The following is a 20,594-nucleotide window of genomic DNA, read 5'->3' on the forward strand; positions in this document are numbered from 1 at the left end:
TGGGGGCGCGGGTCAATCCCCGAGCAGCCCGTCGTCGGTTGGCTGAAATTTTTCGATTTCCGGGAATCTTCGTGAGCGGCCGTTCGTCCTACTCCATGGGAAACGGGGGCGGAATCGGCCACAGGAGCCGCGTCCCGCATCTGTGCGGCGTAAAACAGCGCAAGCCGGGCAGCCACTGGGGAGCACGGGTCTTCGGATGCGAGCGAGCGGTCTGCTGGCGGTGGGGAGTGACACGGTGATGGGCACGGCGGAACGGCGCGGTGCGTCCAGGGCGGGTGGGGCGCGGTTGACGGAGCATCAGAAGGTCGAGGCAGCCGATCGCGACAGCTTCGAGGGCGTGGCGGAGCCCGGCGAGCAGGAGACGGGGGTTCTGACTCGTGAGGCGGGTCGCGGCGCCCGGGAGCGGCAGTATCACCGGCCTCTGTGGGTCGAGGAGCCCGCGCGGCGGCGCCGGTTGCCGGATCCGGTGCGGACGGCGGCCGTGCGAGCGGTCCTCCTCATAGCCGTGACCCTGGTCCAGGCCATGGTGGCTTTCCTGTGCACCCTGGCGGGGTCCTGGCCGGCCTTCCCCATGGTGATCAGCAGTGTGGTCAGCACGATCGCGGCCACCTGGGGGGCGCTCGACGTGTGGGTGACGCGCCAGGTCTGGAATCAGCGCAACGGCGTGGTGTCGGTGCCGAGCAGCACGGCGCGGGCCCTGCGGCGCGAGCGGCGGCGGACCAGGCGGCAGGAGCGTGCCGCCGAGCGGGCGCAGGAGCGGATACGCCGGCGGAGTGGCGCCGGGCAGTTGTCCCACTCCTGACGCAGGACGGCAGGCGCCGGGACGAGGCGGGCGGGGCCCGGGACCAGGCCGGGCAGTTGTCTGCTCATGAGGGAGGGCGGCGGGTGCCGGGACGAGAACGGCCGGCGGGCACGGATTCCTGCCCTCGCCTTCTCACCGCAGGAGCCGCTGCGTCTGCCCCTCCCCTGAGCTCCGCGTGAGTTCGCGCCTCGCTCGCATGAACGGGCGTGGCCGGTCCACGGCGAGGACGGCGGTCGTACTGCCGTCCCGTTCGTAACGGGCCAGGAATCCGCCCTCGGCCGGTGCGCCGTCGGAGAGGTGCCCCTCGGTGATGCGGACGGTGTCGCCGTCCCGGCGCCGGCCGGCGAACTGGATCCGGGCGCCGTACTGGTCGGACCAGAAGTAGGGCACCGCGACGGCGGCCTCGGCTGTACACGTCCGGCGAGCAGGTTGGTCACGGCGGCTCTCGACGGCTGGGTGGCGGACGTCCAGTGCTCGGCGCGGTGGCCACCGACGCAGGCCACGTCCCCGACGGCGACGACCTGCGGCAGGGCCGTCACGCAGCCGTCGTCGCACAGGTACCCGCTCCTGCAGACGGCGTGGACGGTCGCCCCGGCACTCGCGGCGGGCAACACCTTCGTGCTCAAGCCGAGCGAACTGCCCCCGCACACCGCCGTCCACCTCGTGCGGCTGCTGGCGGAGGCCGGTCTTCCGCCGGGGCGCCGCCAACCTGGTGCCGGGCGCGGGGCCGGAGGCGGGCGCCCCGCTCGCCGACCATCCGGACGTGGACCTCGTCTCGTTCACCGGCGGCCTGGAGACCGGCCGCCGGCTGATGGCGACCGCCGCCGCGACGGTCAAGAAGGTGGCCCTCGAACTCGGCGGCAGGAACCCGAACATCGTCTTCGCGGACACCGGCTTCGAGGCTGCCGTCGACATGGCACTGACCGCCGTGTTCCTGCACTCGGGGCAGGTCTGTTCGGCCGGGCACGGCTGCTCGTCGAGGACTGTCTGCACGACCGGTTCGTCGACGAACTCGTACGCCGGGCGCAGGACATCCAGCTGGGCGGGCCGTTCGACGACCGGGCGCAGACCGGGCCGCTGATCTCGGCGGCTCACCGGGCCAAGGTCGAGGCGTATGTGGCCCGGGGCGTGGCGGAGGGCGCCGTGCTGCGCTGCGGCGGATCCCGGCCGGACCGGCAGGATCTGGCCGACGGCTTCTACTACCTGCCCACCGTCTGGACGAGTACGCCTCGGGGATGTCGGTGGTCCGGCAGGAGTCCTTCGGACCGGTCCTCACCGTCGAGCGGTTCACGAGCGAGGAGGAGACGGTGCGCCTCGCCAACGACACCGTCTACGGCCTCGCCGGCGCGGTGTGGACGAGCGACGAGGCCCGCGCGGCCCGGTTCGCGGTCCGGCTGCGGCTCGGCACGGTGTGGATCAACGGCTACCACCCCTACGTTCCGCAGGCGGAATGGGGCGGATTCAAGCAGTCCGGCTTCGGACGCGAACTCGGGCCCGCGGGGCTCGCCGAGTATCGCGAGACAAAACACATCTGGCGCAACACCCGCCCCAGCCCTCAGGGTTGGTTCGACTGATCGAACCGACCCTGAGACATCCATTGAGGAACCGCCCATGAAAACAACTGCAGAGTCGACCGACCCACACGGCCGGGACGACGCCGAACTCACCGAGTTCGGCTACAGACCCGAGCTCAAGCGCACCCTCGGCAACTTCCACACCTTCGCCGCGGGGATCAGCTACATCTCGATCCTGACCGGCACCTTCCAGCTGTTCTACTTCGGCTACGGCAGCGGCGGCCCCGCCTACTGGTGGTCGTGGCCGATGGTCTTCGCCGGCCAGTTCATGGTCGCCCTGTGCTTCGCGGAGCTCGCCGCCCGCTACCCCGTTGCGGGCTCCGTCTACAACTGGTCGAAAAAGATAGGCAATCCGCATCTGGGCTGGCTCGCCGGCTGGATGATGCTGATCGCCTCGATCGTTTCCATATCGGCCGTCGCGCTGGCCTACCAGCTGACGCTGCCGCAGATCTCGTCGTTCTTCCAGTTCGTGGGAGACGGCACCGGTACGTACGACGTGGCGACCAACGCGGTCATCCTGGCCGCGGTGTTGATCCTGTTCACGACCCTCGTGAACGCCTTCGGCGTCAAGCTGATGGCACGGATCAACACGGCGGGCGTGTTCATCGAGTTGATCGCCACCGTCGTACTGATCGTCCTGTTCGCGGTCCACATCACGCGCGGTCCGCAGGTCGTCATGGAGACGCACGGCACCGGCGCGGGCTACGGCAACGGCTACCTGGGCGCCTTCCTGGTGGCCTCGCTGGCCTCGGCGTACGTCATGTACGGCTTCGACACGGCCGCCTCGCTCGGTGAGGAGTCCCTGGACCCGACCCGCAACGCACCGCGCGCGATCATCCGGGCGATCGTGGCCTCCTTCATCCTGGGCGGCCTGATCCTGCTGCTCGCGCTGATGAGCGTCTCCAGCCTGAAGGGCGACAAGCTGTCCACGGACGGTCTGCAGTACATCGTGCTGGACGTGCTCGGCCCGACGGCCGGCAAGGCGATGCTGTGGTGCGTGCTCATCGCGGTGACGGTGTGCGCCCTGGCCGTGCACACAGCGGCGATCCGGCTGGCGTTCGCGATGGCCCGGGACAACAACCTGCCCGCGTCCTCGAAGCTGGCCAGGTGTCACCCGAAGTTCCAGACGCCGGTCCTGCCGACCGTGATCATCGGGATCCTGGCGCTGGCGATCCTGGTGGTCAACATCCGCCAGCCGCAGATCTTCACCGTCGTCACCAGCATCGGCATCATCATGATCTACCTCGCCTATCTGGGGGTCACGGTGCCCCTGCTGGTCGCACGGCTGCGCGGAAAGTGGCAGCCGGCGGGCGAGGGACGGTTCTCGCTGGGCCGCTGGGGCCTGCCGGTCAACATCCTGGCGGTCCTGTGGGGCGCGGCCATGACGCTCAACCTGATCTGGCCGCGAGCCGCGGTCTACAACGCCTCGGCTCCTTACCACTGGTACCTGCGCTGGGGCGCGGTGCTGTTCGTCGCCGTCATCGCGGGCGGCGGCTTCGCCTACTACTGGTTCGTCCAGCGGCACCGGACCGGGGTGCTCGCGGAGCACCGTTCCGAGGTGTCGGCCACCGCTCCCGTCACCGCCCCGGCGGCCGACTGAAGGCTGAAGGAGAACCCATGATCACTCATGAGTTCGACTACGTCGTCGTCGGTGGCGGCACCGCGGGCAACGTGGTGGCGGCCCGGCTCTCCGAGGACCCCTCCGTCACGGTGTGTGTGCTGGAGGCCGGCCCGAGCGACGTCGGCGACGACGACGTCGCTGCGGCTGGAGCGCTGGATGGGCCTGCTGGAGTCCGGCTACGACTGGGACTGCCCGGTCGAGCCGCAGGCCAGCGGGAACAGTTTCATGCGGCACGCCCGGGCGAAGGTGCTCGGCGGCTGCTCATGCAGAACTCCTGCATCGCCTTCTGGGCCACCCCGGCCGAGGACCTCGACGCCTGGGCGGCCGCGGGCTGCACGGGCTGGAGCGCGGCCGACCTGTTCCCGCTGTACCGGCGGAGGACGCCGGGTCCTAGGAGACCGGGCGCTTGTACATCCTGGTCGCCGTGATCTCGCTGTGCACCGCTTCCCCCGCCTGGGGCTGCTGCGGCAGTCCCGGGCGGAGGTGTTCCTCGACGCTGATGTACTTGAGTCCTGCCCTCAGGTCGGCGTCGTTGCGCATCCGGATGACCAGCGGGAACTCGGCCAGCGCGGTGGTGTCGAACAGGCCCGTGGTGTAGAGGAGCTGCACGCCGAGGGCGTCCGACACCGCCCGCTGGAGTTCCAGCAGGTACGTGGCGTTGGCGCGGCCGATGGGGTTGTCCAGGAACAGGGTGCCGGCGTGCCGGTGCTTGTCACGGCCCCGGTCGTTGGAGCGCAGGGCGGCCATCGTGCAGTAGAGGGCGATGGCGGCGGTGAGGAGCTGACCGCCGGAGAAGACGTCGCCCATCTGCCCGACCGGGACCCGCTCGGCGCGCAGCACCGCGTCCGGCTTGAGGATCTCGACGGCGACGCCCTTGGGCTGGAGCGCGGCGGCGACGCCCCGCAGCAGCAGGGACATGCCGTCGCGGCGCAGGTCGGAGTTCTTCTTGACCGCGGCACGGGTCGCCTCGTCGACGACCTCGCCGAGCCGCTCGGTGAGGGTGGCCTGGTCGGGCTCCTCGAAGCGGATACGGAGGAACTCCTGCCCCGACCACTCGCCGAGGCCCTCCGGGAGGCGGGAGAGACGCTGGGCGGAGCGCAGGGTGGCCAGGGCCGACTCGACCAGGCCGCGCAGGCGGTCCACGATCGAGTCGCGGTTGCGTTCCAGCTGCTGCAGTTCGTCCGTCAGGACGCGCAGGCGGGGTGCGAAGGCGTCCGCCCACTTCTGGGCGTGCTCGGGCAACGCGGAGGCGGGCAGTTCGCGGATCTGCTGGCGGGCCGGGGTACGGACCTGCTCGTAGCGCGTGGAGTTGGCGTGCCGGACGAGGATGTCGCTCGCCTCACGGACGGCTCCTTCGGCGGCGGACAGGTCGGCCGCGCAGCCGCGCAGCGAGCGCCGGGCCTCGGCGGCCGCGTGCCGGGCCTCCTCCGGGCTGCCGGCGTAGGGCTCGGGCTCTTCGGGCTCCTCGTCCGTGGCGTGCTCACGCAGCAGGTCGCGGAGCATGGCCGCGATCTCGTCGAAGCCGCTCTCCGCGTCCTCGGCGGCGCGGTGGGCGTCGAGGAGCTCGGCGTGCGCCTCGCGGGCGCGGTCCAGCGCCTCGGTGTGCGAGGCGAGTTCGGCCGTGGCGGTGCGCAGCAGGGTCTGCGCGTGTTCGGTGTCGCGCGGTCGGAGGGCCTCGGGGAGGTCCGTGTGGGTCTCGCCGTCGTCGGCGGGGGCGAGGCGTTCGGCCTCGCCGCGCAGCCGTCCGAGCTGCTCGCTCGCGGTCGACATCCGGGTCTCCAGGAGCTGCACCAGCTCCTCGGCGCGGGCGGCGGCGGCCTGGCGGCTGGGGCCGTCGGAGCCGTCGGGGGATTCGAGGAGCTGTTCCGCGCGCGTACGGACCTTGTTGCTCAGCCGGTCCAGTTCCGCGCGGGCCGCGCTCTCGTCGCTCTCGGCGCGGGCCTGCTCGGCGCGCAGGTCGGCGCCCACGCCGACCTTCTCGTACACCTGGGACGCGGCCCGGTAGGCCTCGCGCAGGGCGGGCAGGGAGGCCTTGGGGATCTGCTCCTCGTCCTCGGGCACGTCGTTGGGGGCGCCGGCGATCTCGGAGCGCTCGGCGCGCAGCGCGCGGGCGGTGCGGCGGGTGTCGTCGGCGGCGCGCTGGGCGGCACGCCGGTCCTCGTCGGCGGCCCGGGCCCGCTCCAGGCAGGCCTGGGCGCTCGCCTCGGACTCGGCCGCCTCGTCGGCCAGTTCGCGCAACTTGACCTGCCATCCGGCCCGCTCGCGCAGCCGGAAGGCGAGTCCGGCGAGGGCGTCGGCGGAGCGGCGGGCCTTCTGCGCGGTCTCCTGCCGCTCGTCACGGACGCGCGCGGCCTCGGTGGCGACCTCGTCGGCCTCGGCCCGCAGGGTCCGGGCCTCTGCCAGTTCGGCCTCCGACTCCTCGGCGAACGCGTGGGTGTCGTGGGCGGCCCGGGCCAGTTCGGTCAGCCGGCCGGCGGGGCAGCCGGTGCGCCAGGAGGCGAGCCGGGCGGCCAGTTCGCGGTCCTTGCCGAGCCGGGCGGCGAGCGTGCGGATCTCCTCGTCCCGCTCGGTGGCCCGGGCACGCAGGGCCTGCCGCTCCTCGTCGGCGGCGTGCTCGTCGTGCATGGCCGGGTTCGGCGGCACGAGGAACACGTCGCCGCTGTCGGTGTCCGCGGCCGGGGTCGGGGCGAGCAGGGCGGCGGCGGTGCCGACCGCCACGGCGGACCGGGGCAGCAGCGCCGCGTCGCCCAGGGCTTCCCGGGCGCGGGCGTGGGAGTCCGGGTCGGTGATGATCACGCCGTCGACGAGTTCGGGCCGGGCGGCCAGCACGCGTGCGTGGTCGGCCGGGTCGACGGCCTGGGCGAGGTAGCGCCAGCCGGGCAGCGCGGGGATGCCGTGCTCGCCGAGGAACTCGACCGTGGCCAGCACGTCGGGGCCGGGCGGCAGCAGCCCGCCGTCGCCGAGCGCGCCGAGGATCCGGGAGTCGTCGGCGGCGGCCGTGCGCAGGTCGAACAGCTGCCGCTCGGCGGAGGAGACCGCGCTGTCGAGCAGGTCGCGCAGGTCGTCGGCGAAGCGGTCGAGTTCCTCGGAGGTGAGCCCCTGCTCGCCGGTGGCCGGCTGCGCGGCCGGCTGACCGTCCGTGCCGTGCCGGGGCTGCGGGATGCCCGGACGGGTCTGCGGGGTGAGGCTGAGCAGTTCCGCCAGCCGCTCCTCCCCCGCGAGCGCCTCGGCGGTACGGCGCTCGGCCTCGTACGACCGCTTCGCCGCCGTGGCCGCGTCGGCGGCGCGGGCCGCGGTGAGTTCCGCGCGGCTCTCGGTGGCGGCGGCTTCGCGCGCCTGCTCCGTGGCCCGGCGGGACGCCTCGCGGGCGGCGTCCCAGGCTGCGACGGCGGTCTTCTCCGCGTCGCTGGCGGCGAGGGCCGCGCGGGCGGGGTCGGCGTCCGGCGCGGAGTCGTCGAGCCAGCCGGCCCGTACCGCTTCGGCGGTCTCCTGCTCGACCTCGGCGAGGCGCTGCTTGAGGTGCCCGGTCTCGCTGCGGGCGCGCTGTGCCTGGGTGGCGGCGGCGGTGGAGTCCCGGTAGGCCGCGTCGCTGACCTCCTGGAGGGCGGCGGAGCGCTCCTCCTCCTCGTTGGCGTGGCTCTCCGCCTTCTCCGCGGCGGCGTGCAGAGCGCGTACGAGGTCGACGGCGGCCTTGGAGCGGGCGGCCAGGGCGGGCGCGGCGTCACGCTCGGCCTCCTGGATGGCCGCGGAGACGCGGGTGACGCGGTCGGAGGCGGCGCGGTGGCGCAGCACGGCCTCGGCGGCCTGCCATGCCGAGTACAGGGTGCGGGCGTCGGCGAGCTCGCGCTTCTGCGCGGCGGCGGACTTCTCGGCCCCGGCCAGCGCCAGCGAGGCATGCCGGTAGGCGAGTTCGGCGGAGATCAGCGCGCTGCGCTCGCGGGCCTCCTCGGCGTGGGTGACGGCGTACGCGGCGGCGGTGACCCGCTGGGCCAGGTCGGCGGCCCGGGCCCGCTCCCGCACACCGCGCGCGGACAGCCTGCGGGCCAGGCTCCGGGTCCGGCGCTCGGCCGCGGTGTGGATGTCACGGGCGCGTGAGCGGGCCTCGGCGGCCTCGACGATCCGTCCGAGGAGGTCGACGGACCCGGCGGTGAAGTCGCGTTCGGCGATCAGCTCGGCGCGTCGGCCCAGCTTGTTGCCGAAGCCGCTGACCAGGTCGGCGAGCCCGTCGGTGTCGCGGGTGTCGGTGACGGCGCGCAGCAGCAGGTCGGTGAAGTCGGCGTCCTTCTTTACGGCGAAGAGACCGGCCGCCTCGCCCTCGTCGGCGTTCATCTCGCGCTGGTAGCGGAAGAGTTCGGGGTCGAGGCCGAGGTCGCCGAGGTGCTCGATCCAGCGGTCGTGGATCTCCTCCCAGTGCACCTCCAGGTGCGGGTAGTTCTTGCCCGCCTCCGTGAGGGCGTCACGGAATCCCTTCATGGTGCGGCGCCTCCCGCGAGCGCCGGACTGGCCCTCGGCCGCGGCCCGTACGGCGGTGGCCTCCGCGACGGGGAGGTTGTCCAGGCTCAGTCCGGGGCCGGGCCGGAAGGAGTACCAGGCCTCGGCGAACTTCCGCGGGTCGTTGGAGACCTGCCGCCCGCGCCACTCGCTGACCTTGCCGACGACGACGCACTCGCCGGTCAGCACGTGCTGCCACTCCAGCGCGACGTGCCCGCAGTCGTCGGCGAGCAGGAACTTGCGCAGCACGCCGGAGCTGGCGCCGCCGAGGGTGTTGCGGTGGCCCGGCAGCATCACGGAGAAGATCAGCTTGAGCAGCACCGACTTGCCGCCGCCGTTCTCCAGGAAGAGCACGCCCGCGGGCGCGGGCCGGCGCGGCGGGCCGACCGGCTCCTCCTCGAAGAACTCCGCCTGGGCGGGCGCGGGGTCGGGCACGATCCCGCCCACACCGCGCAGGTCAAGCACGGTGTCGGCGTAGCGCGCACCGGCGGGCCCGATCGAGTAGAGGCGGACCCGGGACAGCTCGTACATGGCGGACTCTCGTAAGTCTTCGTGAGATGGGGAGTTCAGGAGGAGTGGAACGGCAGCCCGGCGTCGGCGACCAGTTCCAGGTCGTCGCTCTCCTCGGCGGCCACCAGCGTCGGCGTGCCGTCGGTGACCGGGACGACACCGAGGTCCAGCAGCTCGGCCATGGCGGCGGTGCCGGCCATGTCGCGGACCTGGAGCTGGTAGCGGGCGGTCGTGCGGTAGGTGCCGCCGTGGTCGTCGCCGGTGCGCTGCAGGAAGCCGGATTCGGTGAGGAACGCGGCGGCCTTGGCGACGATGCCGGTGGTCGAACCGGCCAGGCGGCGGGCGTCCTTGGTGGCGCCGGTCGCACTGCGCCGTACCCAGATCCGCCAGGCGGCTTCCAGGCCGGGCGCGTCGGTCGCCGGGTCGGTGTTCTCGCCCTGCTCCTCGGCGCGCTCCTCCAGACGGCGGCAGGCCTGGCGGACGAAGGCGTCGACGCCGTTGACCGTGATCCGGCCGATGTAGCCGTCGTCGGCGAGGTCCTCGGGCCGCGGGAACGCCATGGCGGCGACGGCGAGATGGGCGAGCCCGTGCAGGAACCGGTCGCCGCCGTCGGCGGACGTACGACGCGCGTAGTCGCCCATGCGGACGGCGAACACCGAGTCCTCGGCGGCGGTCACGGCCATGCCCGCGCGCGGGGAGACCTCCAGCACGATCAGCCCGAGCCCGGTCGCCACGGCGTCCGCGAGCCGCGCGAAGGGCGGGTCCTCGCGGTAGCGGCGCAGCAGGTCCGCGTACTCCTGGTCGCGGGCGGGCTGCAGCTTGGGCTGCAGGCCGAACGAGACGAGCCGAGCCGCGTCGGCGGCGTCGGCGGGAGTGACGGCGGCGGTGGCCGCCGGGGCCGGGTCCTCCGGCTCGCTCCACTCGACGTGCTCGCTCACGACGTGAACTCCTTGACCTTGTGGACGGGGTTGCGGGCAGCGCCCTCAGGGGCGCGGGGAACTGCGCGGTCGGCCATGACGGCGTCGCAGCCGCCCACCGGCCGGAGCACTACGCGGCCTCCGTCCGGTCCGCCGCCATCCCCGCCGCGTCCAGCAGGGCGGTGCCGACGATCAGGTCCGCGCCGCCGAACTCCGGGTCGTCGAGCTCGGTCCCGTCGTCCACGGCGAACAGCAGCTTCTGCTCGCCCTGGCGATAGGCCGTGCCGACCGGCGGGCTGGCGGCGTGCACCGCCAGCAGGGCCACCAGGTAGGGCAGCTCGGGGTCCTGCCGCCGGGCCTCGGCCAGCAGCCCCGACAACCGGCGCGGCGCGTCCGCGGGCAGGTCGAGCAGTTCCTGCGCCGCCGCCAGTTGTTCCTCGCTGAAGCGGCTGTCGTCCGGCGTGGCGATCAGGTCGGGCTCGGGCATCTCGGCGCCCAGGTGCTCGCGCTCCACGGGCGGCGTCAGCAGTATGTCGACCAGGTCCCCGACCCGGACGGACACGGGCGTGCGCAGCCCGGTGCCGCTGCCGAAGAAGGCGTCGGTGACGCGGACGGCCTGCTCCAGCGGCAGCGGGAGCACGGGCGAGACGAGATGCCCGTAGAGGTCCGTGCCCGACGTCGTCAGGGGTGTGGCGAAGGCCTGCCGGTCCTGTTCGGCGCGGAACAGCGGTCCGGCCTCCAGCAGCCTCGACTGGAGCTGGGTGTGGCGGCGGATGCAGTCCTTGACGATGTCGACGAGCTCGGCGGTGCGGCGCTTGTGCTCGGGATCCTCGGACTCGTCACGGGCCTTGCGGATGTTGGTGAGGATCGCGTTCTCGTGGCGGTAGCGGTCGGCGACGTGCTCAAGGGCTTCGGCGATCATGTCGGGCACGGCGGAGAGCCAGTCCACCGCGCGCACGTTGCGCCGGGTCGCGTCCAGGGCGCGGCGCAGGGTCTCCGAGTACTGCACGGTCCGGTAACGGGCCTGTTCGGCGGCGAGCTGGGCGTCTGCGAGCCGGCCACGGCTGATCAGGATCTCCAGCTTGACCTCGGCGGCGATCTGCGCGCTGGTGACGTCCGTGTCGAGGGCGCCGACGAGGACGTTGACCGCCTCGTCCGTGGTGCGGAGGTAGACCGTGCCGCCGGGGCCGGGGACCTCCTCGATCAGCTTGAAGTCGTAGTCGCGGCGCACATAGGTGCCGTCCGCGCCGAACGTGCCGTACACGGCGCGGAAACCGCGGTCCACGCTGCCGACGTTGATCAGGTTCTCCAGGACCCAGCGGGCCACCCGCTCGTGCTCGGCGGCCGGGCGCTGTGCTGCCTGGGCGGCGATGCGCGGGACGAGGCGGGCGACGATCTGGTCGTGGTCCGCGCCCGTGTCGAAGTCCATGTTCAGGGTGACCAGGTCGATGGCCGCGAGGGCGACCTCCGCCATGCCGTACACCGAGTACTCGCCGGCCAGGTTGGCCTTGCGCGCGTCCAGGTCGTGCAGCGGCGCGGTGCAGGCGAGCGCGCGCAGACGCCGCGCCAGGCCCTCGTCGGCGGCCGGCCCCGGGGCGGGGCGCGGCCCCGCGCTGAGCTGGGGCGGAACGCTGTCCGTCGATGCAGGCGAAGTCACGGTGCACAGACTAGGTCCTGGGTCTGACAACCTCCCAAACGGCGCGGTACGCCCTCCGGGCCGGGCAGCTGCGCGGACCCTCGGCCGCCCTCACGGATACCCTGAGCCGCTGCCCTCGGCCGCCCTCACCGATACCCTGAGCCGCCGCCCTCAGCCGTCCTCGCCGACCCGCCGCCGGTACACCTCGACCACGCGCTCCAGCGAGTCGTCGAGATATCCCGCGAGCAGGCTCTCGGCCTTCTCGCGGTCCCCGCCCTGAAGCGCCTCCAGAATTGCGACATTCCGCGCTATATAGGGTTCATGCAGGCGCTGCGGTTCGTCCACCACATGGAAAGCCAGTCGCAGTTCGGCGAAGACGCTCCGCATCAGCTCGGCGGTGCGCTCGCTCGCGGCGAGGGCGACCAGTTCCCGGTGGAAGTGGATGTTGGCCGTACCCACTCCTTTCCAGTCACCTTCCCGGGCCGCCGCCCGCCCCTCCGCGACCGCCTCGGCGAGCCCGTCCAGGCCGTACGGCGGCTCACCGAGGCCACGGACGACGGCGCACTCGACGAGCCGCCGGGTGCGGTAGATGTCCTCGACGTCCTCGACGGTCAGGACCCGGACGAAGACACCCCGGTTCAGCTCGTGGACGAGCAGACGCTCGTGCGTGAGCAGCCGGAACGCCTCGCGCAGCGTGTTGCGGGAGACACCGAGCGCGCCGCCGATGCTGTCCTCGGACAGGCGGGTGCCGGGCGGGAAGTACCCCTCGGCGATCCGGCTCCTGAGGATGTCCGAGACCCGCTCCGCGGTGCTGGTGCGCCCCAGGAGGGCCCGGTCGTCGGCGAGGTCCTTCAGTTGCTCTGCCATGCCGGAATTCAATCGCAGATCACAAGAACGAACCAACATGGGTATTGAGGGATCGTTGAACAATCCTCTACGGTGCTACGCACGGCGTCGCTTCCCCCATAGCGGCGCGATCGCCTCCGTACGGCACGGCTCACCCCGAAGCACCCTCCGTCCTCCCTCTGCGAGGTGCCCATGAGCACGACCCCTCCACCGCAGGCCCAGATCGACGACCCACGCCCCGCGACCACCGAACGCACCTCGGACGACGGGGCGTTCGGCTGGCTGCGCGCCCTGGGCCCGCGTGGCCGCCGCGCCTTCGCCGGCGCCTTCGGCGGCTATGCGCTGGACTCGTACGACTACTTCACGCTGCCGCTCAGCATGGTCGCGCTGTCCGCCTACTTCGGCCTGAACAGCGGCCAGACCGGTCTGTTCACCACGGTCACCCTGGTGGTCTCCGCGGTCGGTGGCGCCCTCGCGGGCGTGCTCGCCGACCGCGTCGGCCGGGTCAAGGCCCTGATGCTCACGGTGATCACGTACGCGGTGTTCTCCGTCGCCTGCGGCTTCGCGCCCAACTACGAGACGCTGCTGGTCTTCCGCGCCCTCCAGGGCCTCGGATTCGGCGGCGAGTGGGCCGTCGGCGCGATCCTGGTCGCCGAGTACGCGAGCGCCAAGAACCGGGGGCGCACCCTCGGCGCGATCCAGAGCTCCTGGGCCGTGGGCTGGGGCCTCGCCGTGATCGTCTACACCCTGGTCTTCTCGGTGGCGGGCGACGACCTGGCCTGGCGCATCATGTTCTGGACCGGCGCGCTGCCCGCGCTCCTCGTCATCTGGCTGCGGCGCAGTGTGCACGACGCCCCCGAGGCCGCCGCCGCGCGGGAACAGAGCGCGGACAAGGGCTCCTTCACAGCGATCTTCAAGCCCGGTCTGCTGCGGATCACCCTGTTCGCGGGGCTGCTCTCGACCGGGGTCCAGGGCGGCTACTACACGCTGGCCACCTGGGTGCCGACGTATCTGAAGTCCGAGCGCGACCTGTCGGTCGTCGGCACCGGCGGGTATCTGACGTTCCTCATCTCGGGCGCCTTCATCGGCTATCTGACCGGCGGCTACCTCACCGACAAGCTGGGCCGGCGGCGCAACATCTGGCTCTTCGCCCTGCTGTCGGCGCTGTGCATCCTGGCGTACGCCAACATCCCGAGCGGCGCCAACACCCTGCTCCTGGTGCTCGGTTTCCCGCTCGGGTTCTGCATGTCGGCGATCTTCAGCGGCTTCGGCTCCTACCTGAGCGAGCTGTACCCGACGGCGGTGCGCGGGACGGGGCAGGGCTTCACGTACAACACCGGGCGCGCGGTGGGCGCCGTGTTCCCCACGACGGTCGGGTTCCTGGCCGACAGCTGGGGAGTCGGCGGCGCGCTGGTCTTCGGCGCGATCGGCTACGGCATCGCCGCCCTGGCGCTGCTCGGGCTGCCCGAGACGCGCGGGAAGGAGCTCGCGTGAACGGCACGAGCACCGAGGACCGCCCCCTGCTCCTCGTGGACGAGCACGCGCGCGCGTGGAGCCCCGCGACGGCCCGGGCCCGCTTCCGGGAGGGCCTCACGGGCCCCACGGCGGGGGTCGCGGCGGGCCACACCCAGGCCAACCTGATCTCGGTGCCCGCCGACTGGGCCTACGACATGCTGCTGTTCTGCCAGCGCAACCCCAAGCCCTGCCCGGTCCTCGACGTCACGGACGCCGGCTCCTGGACGACCGTGCTGGCCGAGGGGGCGGACCTGCGCACCGACCTGCCGCGCTACCGGGTGTGGCGGGACGGCGAGCTGGTGGACGAACCGACGGACGTGCGCGCGTACTGGCGCGACGATCTGGTGTCGTTCCTCATCGGATGCAGCTTCACCTTCGAGTGGGCGCTGGGAGAGGCCGGAGTGCCGATCCGCCACGTCGAGCAGGGCCGCAACGTCCCGATGTACGTGACGAGCCGGCAGTGCCGTCCGGCGGGGCGGCTGCACGGGCCGCTGGTGGTGTCCATGCGGCCGGTCCCGCCCCGGCAGCTGGCGGCGGCGATCCGGGAGAGCAGCCTCATGCCGGCGGTGCACGGCAGCCCCGTGCACTGCGGCGACCCCTCGGGGCTCGGCATCGCCGACCTCGGCCGCCCCGACTTCGGGGATCCGGTGGACGCCGAGCCGGACGACATCCCGGTGTTCTGGGCGTGTGGAGTGACCCCGCAGGCGGCCGTGACGGCCTCGCGCCCGCCGTTCGCCCTCACGCACGCCCCGGGGCAGATGTTCCTCACCGACGCCCGCGACGAGCAGTACCGCGTGGCCTGACAGGAGACACGGCACATGACCTCGATCGACCTGAACGCCGACCTCGGCGAGGGCTTCGGCCGCTGGCGGCTCACCGACGACGAACGGTTGCTGTCCGTCGTCACCAGCGCCAACGTGGCCTGCGGTTTCCACGCCGGGGACGCGGTCACGATGCGCCGGGTGTGCGAGCTGGCGGCCGAGCGCGGTGTCCGGATCGGCGCCCAGGTGTCCTACCGGGACCTGGCCGGGTTCGGGCGGCGCGCGATGGACGTGCCGCCCGCCGAGCTGGCGGCCGAAGTGGCCTACCAGATCGGCGCACTGGAGGTGTTCGCGCGTGCGGCGGGCGCTCGCGTGGCCTACGTCAAGCCGCACGGCGCGCTCTACAACCGGGTCGTGCACGACGAGGAGCAGGCCGCCGCGGTCGTCGACGGCGTGCTCCTCGCGGACGCCGCGCTGCCCGTGCTCGGGCTGCCCGGCTCGCGCCTGCTGACGCTGGCCCAGAAGGCCGGACTGCCGGTCGTCCCCGAGGCGTTCGCGGACCGGGCCTACACCGACGAGGGCACCCTGGTGCCGCGCACCCTGGAGGGCGCCGTGGTCACCGACCCGGACACCGTCGTGGAACGCTCCCTCGCCCTGGCCCGTTCCGGCGAGGTCGTCTCACGCTCGGGGACGCGCGTCGAGGTGCGCGCCCGCTCACTGTGCCTGCACGGTGACACCCCGGGTGCGGTGGAACTGGCCCGCCGGGTGCGCGAGCGGCTGGAGACCTCGGGGGTCCGGGTGGAGGCCTTCGCATGAACGTGCTGCCCGTCGGCGAGGACGCCCTGCTCGTCGAGGTCTCCTCGGACGACGAGGCCCAGGCCCTGCACGCGGAGCTGCTGCGGCGCCGCGCGCAGGGATCGCTCTCGGCCCGCGAGATCGTGCCCGCGGCCCGCACGGTCCTCCTGGACGGCCTCGACGCCCCCGCCCGGCTGGCCGCGGAACTGACCGCCGCAGAGCTGCCGTCCGCTCCCCCGCGCGCGGGTGCGGTCGTGGAGATCCCGGTGCGTTACGACGGCCCGGACCTGGGCGACGTCGCCGCGCACTGGGGCGTTCCGCGGAGCGTGGTCGCCCGCATCCACGCGGAGACGGAGTTCCGGGTCGCCTTCTGCGGCTTCGCACCCGGCTTCGGCTACCTCACCGGGCTGCCGCCGCGTTACGACGTCCCCCGCCGGGCCACTCCGCGCACGGCCGTTCCCGCGGGCTCGGTGGCGCTGGCGGGCCCGTACACGGGCGTCTACCCGCGCTCGTCGCCGGGCGGCTGGCAGCTGATCGGCACGACGGACATCGTCCTGTGGGACCACTCGCGCGTCCCGGCCGCGCTGCTGTCGCCGGGCACGCGTGTGCGGTTCGTCCCCGAGGCGGGGTCATGACGGACAGCGCGCTCGCCGTCGTCCGCGCCGGCGCCCTCACGACCGTGCAGGACGCGGGCCGCCCCGGCCATGCCCATCTCGGCGTTCCCCGCTCCGGGGCACTGGACCGGCCCGCCGCGGACCTCGTCAACCGGCTCGTCGGCAACGCCCCCGGGACGGCCGTGCTGGAGACGACCCTCAACGGCTGTGCCGTACGTCCCCGTTCCACCGTCACCGTGGCGGTCACGGGCGCGCCCTGCCGGGTCACGGTGGACGGGCGGCCCGTCGCCTGGGGCGCGCCGGTGCGGGTGCCCGCGGGGGCGTTGCTGGACGTCGGGGCCGCTGGGTCGGGCGTGCGTGCGTACGTAGGGTTCGCCGGGGGCATCGCGGTCGAGCCGGTGCTGGGCAGCCGGTCGACGGACCTGCTCTCGGGGCTCGGCCCGCCTCCGCTCGCGGACGGGACGGTGCTGCCACTGGGCCGGCCCGTGGGCGGGCACGCGCGCGTGGACGTCGTCCCGCAGCCGGCGCCCCCGGCGGAGCTGGTGCTGGGGGTGACGCTCGGCCCGCGCGACGGCTGGTTCACGCCGCAGGCCGTCCACACCTTCGTCTCCGGTGCCTTCCGGGTCTCCGCCGCGAGCAACCGCATCGGGCTGCGCACTGAGGGACCCGCCCTGGAGCGGGCCCGGCCGGGCGAACTGCCCAGCGAGGGCATGGTGCTGGGCGCCGTGCAGGTCCCGCCGGACGGCAGGCCGGTGGTGTTCCTCGCCGACCATCCGACCACCGGGGGCTATCCGGTGATCGCGGTGGTTCGCACGGCCGACCTCCCGGCCGCCGCCCAGGCGGTCCCCGGCACACCGGTCCGCTTCGTGTCCGTGCGCCGCCGCTGACCCGTCGGGACCGGCACAGCCGGGTGATCGCAGGCCGCCACTGAACCGCCAGGACCGGCAACAGCCGAGGTGACCGCAGGCCGCCGCCGAACCGCCCGGACCGGCAACAGCTGAAGTGACCGCATGACACGACATGACTGCCCGGACCGACCACAGCTGAAGTGACCGCATGACACCGCCGAACCGTCCAGGCCTGTCACGGCCGGCCGGTCTGGGCCGCTGACAGGCCCGCCAGTGCGGCGGACACCGCGGCCGAGGCCCGCAGGTCGAGCCGGGCGCTCGTGCCCCGGGCTCGGTGCCGGAGTTCGTCGGCGGCCAGGGTCAGCAACTGGGGCAGCAGGTCGGTGCACCGGCGGGCCACCCAGCCGGTGCCGGCGGTGGCCAGCCACCTCAGGCTCGCCGACCGGGTCGGGCCGGGGAACTCCGGCTCGGCCGAGGGCCCTGGCCCCGTCGCGAGGCCGTGCTCGGCGAGCAGCGCGTGGAAGCGCAGGGCGAGTTGCCGGTGCCCGCGTTCGCCCGGGTGCAGCCGGTCCGCGCTCCACAGGGCACGGTCGGTGACCCAGTCGCCCTCGCACGCGTGCAGATGCAGCGCCTCGTACCGCTGGGACAGGGCGTGCACCACCGTGTTCACGGCCCGTTGCCGCCGGGCCAGCGGGTGGGCGAGAGCCGAGGGCAGGCCCAGCATCGTGCCCGGGTCGGGCAGACAGGCGGTGAGCAGGACCGCGCCCTGCTCGCTGCAGGCCGCGTACACCCGGTCGAGCCGCGCGGCCACGGCCCCGATGTCGAAGGTGCAGCGCAGGGTGTCGTTGACGCCGACGACGACGGACACCAGGTCGGGCCGCAGCTCCAACGCGGTCGGCAGCTGCCGCTCCAGGACGTCCCGGGTCTGTGACCCGCTCACCGCGAGGTTGGTGAACCCGACCCGCTCCCCGGCGATCCCGGCCGCCTCCCCCGCGATCCCGGCCGCCTCCCCGGCAACCCCGACCACCTCACCGGCGAACTCGGCCCGCTCTCCGGCGCGCCCGTCCCGCTCTCCGGCGCCCCCGTCCCGCTCTCCGGCGCCCCCGTCCCTCTCCCCCGCGCGCCCGTTCCGCTCTCCGGCGAGCCCGGCCGCGAGCAGCGCGGCCCAGCCACGCCACTCCCCGTCACCCACGGGGTCCCCCACGCCCTCGGTGAGCGAGTCCCCGAGGGCCACGAACCGCAGGGGCCGCCTGTGCCGCGGGGGTCTCATGCCATGCCCCGCGGCGCGAGGGGCCGGGCGGGACGTACCGGGACGGCCGCGTCGTGCGCGGCGAGGAACGCGTCGACCGCCGCGTCCCACCCGAAACACTCCGCACGCGCGCGTGCCGCCTCGCGCCGGTCCGCCTCCAGGCGTTCCAGCAGCAGGTCCACGGCGTCCGCGAAGGCCTCCCCGTGGTCCGCCGCGACGGCGCCGGCGGAACCGATCACCTCCGACAGCGCGGACGAGGCGCTCGCCACCACGGGCGTACCGCAGGCCATGGCCTCCAGCGCGGCGAGCCCGAAGGTCTCGGCGGGCCCCGGTGCCAACACCACGTCGGCGGACGCCTGGAGCGCGCCGAGCAGCGGGCGGTCGGAAACGTGCCCGAGGAAGGTGACCGGCAGGCCGCTCTCACGCGCCCGCTGTTCGAGCCGCGCGCGCAGCGGGCCGTCCCCGGCCACCACCAGCACGGCCCGGCGTCCGCGCCGCCGCAGCGCCTGCAGGGCGTCCAGCGCCGTGCCGGGCCGCTTCTCCACGGACAGCCGAGAGCACATCACGAGCAGCGTCTCGTCCGCGCGCGCGTGCCGGGCCCGTATCTCCGTATCGCGCAGCGCGGGGTGCCGCTGCACCAGGTCGACGCCGAGCGGTGCCCGGACGACGTTGCGGGCCCCGATCCGCACGAACTCCCGCTCGGCGAACTCGGTGGTGCACACCACGCGCGCGTAGGTGTGGGCCGTACGGGCGTTGAGGGCGTCGGCGGCGCGCCGGGCGGCTCCCTCGGGCAGGCCCCAGGTGCGCAGCACCCCGTCGGCCGTCTCGTGGGAGACCATCACGGACGGGATCCGGGCGCGCCGCGCCCACCTGCCGGTCCACCTGAGGGTCGTGCGGTCGGACACCTCCAGCCGGTCCGGTGCGAGCTCCTCCAGGAGCCGCGCCACCCGGCGCTTGTCGACGAGGACGCGATAGCCGCCGGTGCCGGGCAGGAGCGGCCCGGGCAGGGTGATCACCCTGCCCTGCCCGGTCTCGCGGTCGCTCGTCCGCTCGCCGGGGATCACGAGGACGGGCTCGTGCCCCGCTGCCTTGTAGCCCTGTCCGAGTTCGCGCAGCGCGGTGCGCAGTCCGCCGGACGAGGGGGCGACGAAGTTGGCGAGCCGGACGATCCTCAGCGACCCGCGGTCGCCGCTGCCGGAACGCGGGCCGCTCATGCCGCCACCGCCGTCCGGCGTCCGGCGAGCACCTGCGTGTAGTGACCGATGAGCCGGTCTCCGACGGCCGCCCAGGTGCGGCCCTCGACGGTGGCACGCCCGGCGGCGCCGTAGCCGGCCCGCAGCCCGGCATCGGCGGCCAGGGACCGCACCGCGTCGCGGACGCCGGCCGCGTCGTGGGGCGGCACCAGCAGGCCGGTGTGCCCGTGCGCGACCAGGTCGAGCGGACCGCCCGCGGCGGGTGCCACCACCGGCAGGCCGCTGGCCATGGCCTCCTGAACCGTCTGGCAGAAGGTCTCGAAGGGGCCCGTGTGCGCGAACACGTCGAACGAGGCGAAGACCCGGGCGAGGTCGTCACCGGTGCGCCGGCCGAGGAAGACGGCGCCCGGCAGCGCCTGCTCGAGGCCGGGCCGGCTGGGACCGTCGCCGACGATCACGACCCGGACGCCCTCCAGGCCGCAGACCCCGGCGAGGAGTTCGACGTGCTTCTCGGGGGCGAGCCTGCCGACATAGCCGACGATCAGCTCTCCGTTCGGGGCGAGTGCGCGGCGCAGGGCCTCGTCGCGCCGGTCGGGCCGGAACCGTTCGGTGTCCACACCGCGCGGCCACAACCGGACCCGGGGCACCCCGTGGGTCTCCAGGTCGTTCAGGGCCGCGCTGGACGGCGCGAGGGTGAGGTCCGCGGCGCCGTGCACGGCGCGGATGCGCCGCCAGGCGGCGGCTTCCCCGGCGCCCATGTACGTACGGGCGTAACCGGCCAGGTCGGTCTGGTAGACGGCGACAGCGGGGATGCCGAGGCGCGCGGCGGCGGCCATGCCCCGTACGCCGAGGACGAAGGGGCTGGCGAGGTGGACCACGTCGGCACGGTGCTCGACGAGGGTGGCGGCCAGGCGGCGGCTGGGGAGGGCGACGCGGACCTGGGGGTAGCCGGGGAGCGGGAGGGAGGGGACGTGGACGACGGGGCACGGCGCGAAGGCGACGGGCTTGTTCCCCGGTGCGGGGGCCGGGGCGACGACGACGGGGGCGTGACCGCGATCGACGAGGTGCCGGGCGGTCTGGAGCGCGCAGTGGGCCACGCCGTTCACGTCGGGGGGAAAGGATTCGGTCACGATGACGACACGCATACCGGTGTTGTCGCCGTGCCGGACGTGCCCGCGTCAACGTGGATCTTTCCGGACGAGGAACGTCCCATGAGCGTTCT

The 20,594-nt window shown here is 73.8% G+C and carries 14 protein-coding genes and 3 pseudogenes; 9 read left to right on the forward strand and 8 right to left on the reverse strand.

Annotated elements, in window-relative coordinates; all coding sequences use genetic code 11:
- The first annotated feature begins 238 nt into the window (after positions 1 to 238).
- Positions 239 to 802: a hypothetical protein gene (locus tag ACFCXS_RS36725; protein ID WP_376647749.1), complete on the forward strand. Its 564-nt coding sequence runs from the start codon at positions 239 to 241 to the stop codon at positions 800 to 802.
- 132 nt (positions 803 to 934) lie between these two features.
- On the opposite strand, the pseudogene ACFCXS_RS36730 reads toward ACFCXS_RS36725, so the two are convergent.
- A pseudogene (locus ACFCXS_RS36730) lies at positions 935 to 1,365 on the reverse strand (oxidoreductase C-terminal domain-containing protein); the annotation flags it as partial.
- Here ACFCXS_RS36730 and ACFCXS_RS36735 point away from each other — a divergent pair.
- The 3 genes and pseudogenes from ACFCXS_RS36735 to ACFCXS_RS36745 form a co-directional block, all read left to right on the forward strand.
- Positions 1,361 to 2,376: pseudogene (locus ACFCXS_RS36735) on the forward strand (aldehyde dehydrogenase family protein); the annotation flags it as partial. The pseudogenes ACFCXS_RS36730 and ACFCXS_RS36735 sit on opposite strands and share 5 nt — an antisense overlap.
- 37 nt (positions 2,377 to 2,413) lie before the next feature.
- Complete coding sequence (locus ACFCXS_RS36740; protein WP_376647692.1) at positions 2,414 to 3,976, forward strand: APC family permease; 1,563 nt, start codon at positions 2,414 to 2,416, stop codon at positions 3,974 to 3,976.
- Positions 3,977 to 3,993: 17 nt separating this feature from the next.
- Positions 3,994 to 4,374: pseudogene (locus ACFCXS_RS36745) on the forward strand (GMC family oxidoreductase N-terminal domain-containing protein); the annotation flags it as partial.
- 13 nt (positions 4,375 to 4,387) lie between these two features.
- Here the strand turns inward: ACFCXS_RS36745 and ACFCXS_RS36750 are convergent.
- The 4 genes from ACFCXS_RS36750 to ACFCXS_RS36765 form a co-directional block, all read right to left on the reverse strand.
- On the reverse strand, positions 4,388 to 9,019 hold the full coding sequence (locus tag ACFCXS_RS36750) for a hypothetical protein (RefSeq protein WP_376647693.1): 4,632 nt from the start codon (positions 9,017 to 9,019) through the stop codon (positions 4,388 to 4,390).
- Positions 9,020 to 9,054: 35 nt separating this feature from the next.
- Positions 9,055 to 9,936, reverse strand: a complete 882-nt coding sequence (locus ACFCXS_RS36755) for a hypothetical protein (RefSeq protein WP_376647694.1) — start codon at positions 9,934 to 9,936, stop codon at positions 9,055 to 9,057.
- 109 nt (positions 9,937 to 10,045) lie between these two features.
- Positions 10,046 to 11,572, reverse strand: coding sequence for a hypothetical protein (locus ACFCXS_RS36760; RefSeq protein ID WP_376647695.1), 1,527 nt, complete (start codon positions 11,570 to 11,572; stop codon positions 10,046 to 10,048).
- Between the two features lie 150 nt (positions 11,573 to 11,722).
- Positions 11,723 to 12,418 (reverse strand): GntR family transcriptional regulator, encoded by a 696-nt coding sequence (locus ACFCXS_RS36765; protein ID WP_376647696.1) that lies wholly within the window; start codon positions 12,416 to 12,418, stop codon positions 11,723 to 11,725.
- 171 nt (positions 12,419 to 12,589) lie between these two features.
- On the opposite strand from ACFCXS_RS36765, the gene ACFCXS_RS36770 reads away from it, so the two are divergent.
- From ACFCXS_RS36770 to ACFCXS_RS36790, 5 genes are read left to right on the forward strand one after another with little or no spacing between them, the layout of a single operon-like run.
- A complete protein-coding gene (locus tag ACFCXS_RS36770; protein ID WP_376647697.1) occupies positions 12,590 to 13,891 on the forward strand; it encodes an MFS transporter in 1,302 nt (433 codons plus the stop codon).
- Positions 13,888 to 14,715, forward strand: a complete 828-nt coding sequence (locus ACFCXS_RS36775; RefSeq protein WP_376647698.1) for a putative hydro-lyase — start codon at positions 13,888 to 13,890, stop codon at positions 14,713 to 14,715. The genes ACFCXS_RS36770 and ACFCXS_RS36775 overlap by 4 nt, the downstream gene beginning before the upstream one ends.
- 15 nt (positions 14,716 to 14,730) lie before the next feature.
- Positions 14,731 to 15,489 (forward strand): LamB/YcsF family protein, encoded by a 759-nt coding sequence (locus ACFCXS_RS36780; RefSeq protein ID WP_376647699.1) that lies wholly within the window; start codon positions 14,731 to 14,733, stop codon positions 15,487 to 15,489.
- The gene (locus ACFCXS_RS36785) at positions 15,486 to 16,103 is read left to right on the forward strand and encodes an allophanate hydrolase subunit 1 (RefSeq protein ID WP_376647700.1); all 618 of its coding nucleotides are present in this window, start codon (positions 15,486 to 15,488) and stop codon (positions 16,101 to 16,103) included. Before ACFCXS_RS36780 ends, ACFCXS_RS36785 begins: the two co-directional genes overlap by 4 nt.
- Positions 16,100 to 16,969, forward strand: coding sequence for a biotin-dependent carboxyltransferase family protein (locus ACFCXS_RS36790; protein ID WP_376647701.1), 870 nt, complete (start codon positions 16,100 to 16,102; stop codon positions 16,967 to 16,969). Before ACFCXS_RS36785 ends, ACFCXS_RS36790 begins: the two co-directional genes overlap by 4 nt.
- A 196-nt stretch (positions 16,970 to 17,165) precedes the next feature.
- Here ACFCXS_RS36790 and ACFCXS_RS36795 read toward each other — a convergent pair whose 3' ends face one another.
- The 3 genes from ACFCXS_RS36795 to ACFCXS_RS36805 are packed head-to-tail and all read right to left on the reverse strand — an operon-like array spanning position 17,166 to position 20,517.
- Complete coding sequence (locus tag ACFCXS_RS36795; protein ID WP_376647702.1) at positions 17,166 to 18,200, reverse strand: SGNH/GDSL hydrolase family protein; 1,035 nt, start codon at positions 18,198 to 18,200, stop codon at positions 17,166 to 17,168.
- Positions 18,197 to 19,393 carry a glycosyltransferase gene (locus ACFCXS_RS36800; protein ID WP_376647703.1) on the reverse strand — a complete coding sequence of 399 codons (1,197 nt, stop codon included), beginning with the start codon at positions 19,391 to 19,393 and terminating at the stop codon, positions 18,197 to 18,199. Before ACFCXS_RS36800 ends, ACFCXS_RS36795 begins: the two co-directional genes overlap by 4 nt.
- The gene (locus ACFCXS_RS36805; protein ID WP_376647704.1) at positions 19,390 to 20,517 is read right to left on the reverse strand and encodes a glycosyltransferase family 4 protein; all 1,128 of its coding nucleotides are present in this window, start codon (positions 20,515 to 20,517) and stop codon (positions 19,390 to 19,392) included. Before ACFCXS_RS36805 ends, ACFCXS_RS36800 begins: the two co-directional genes overlap by 4 nt.
- Between the last annotated feature and the right edge of the window lie 77 nt (positions 20,518 to 20,594).

It is taken from the genome of Streptomyces sp. NPDC056373, from assembly GCF_042262425.1.
GTDB lineage: Bacteria > Actinomycetota > Actinomycetes > Streptomycetales > Streptomycetaceae > Streptomyces.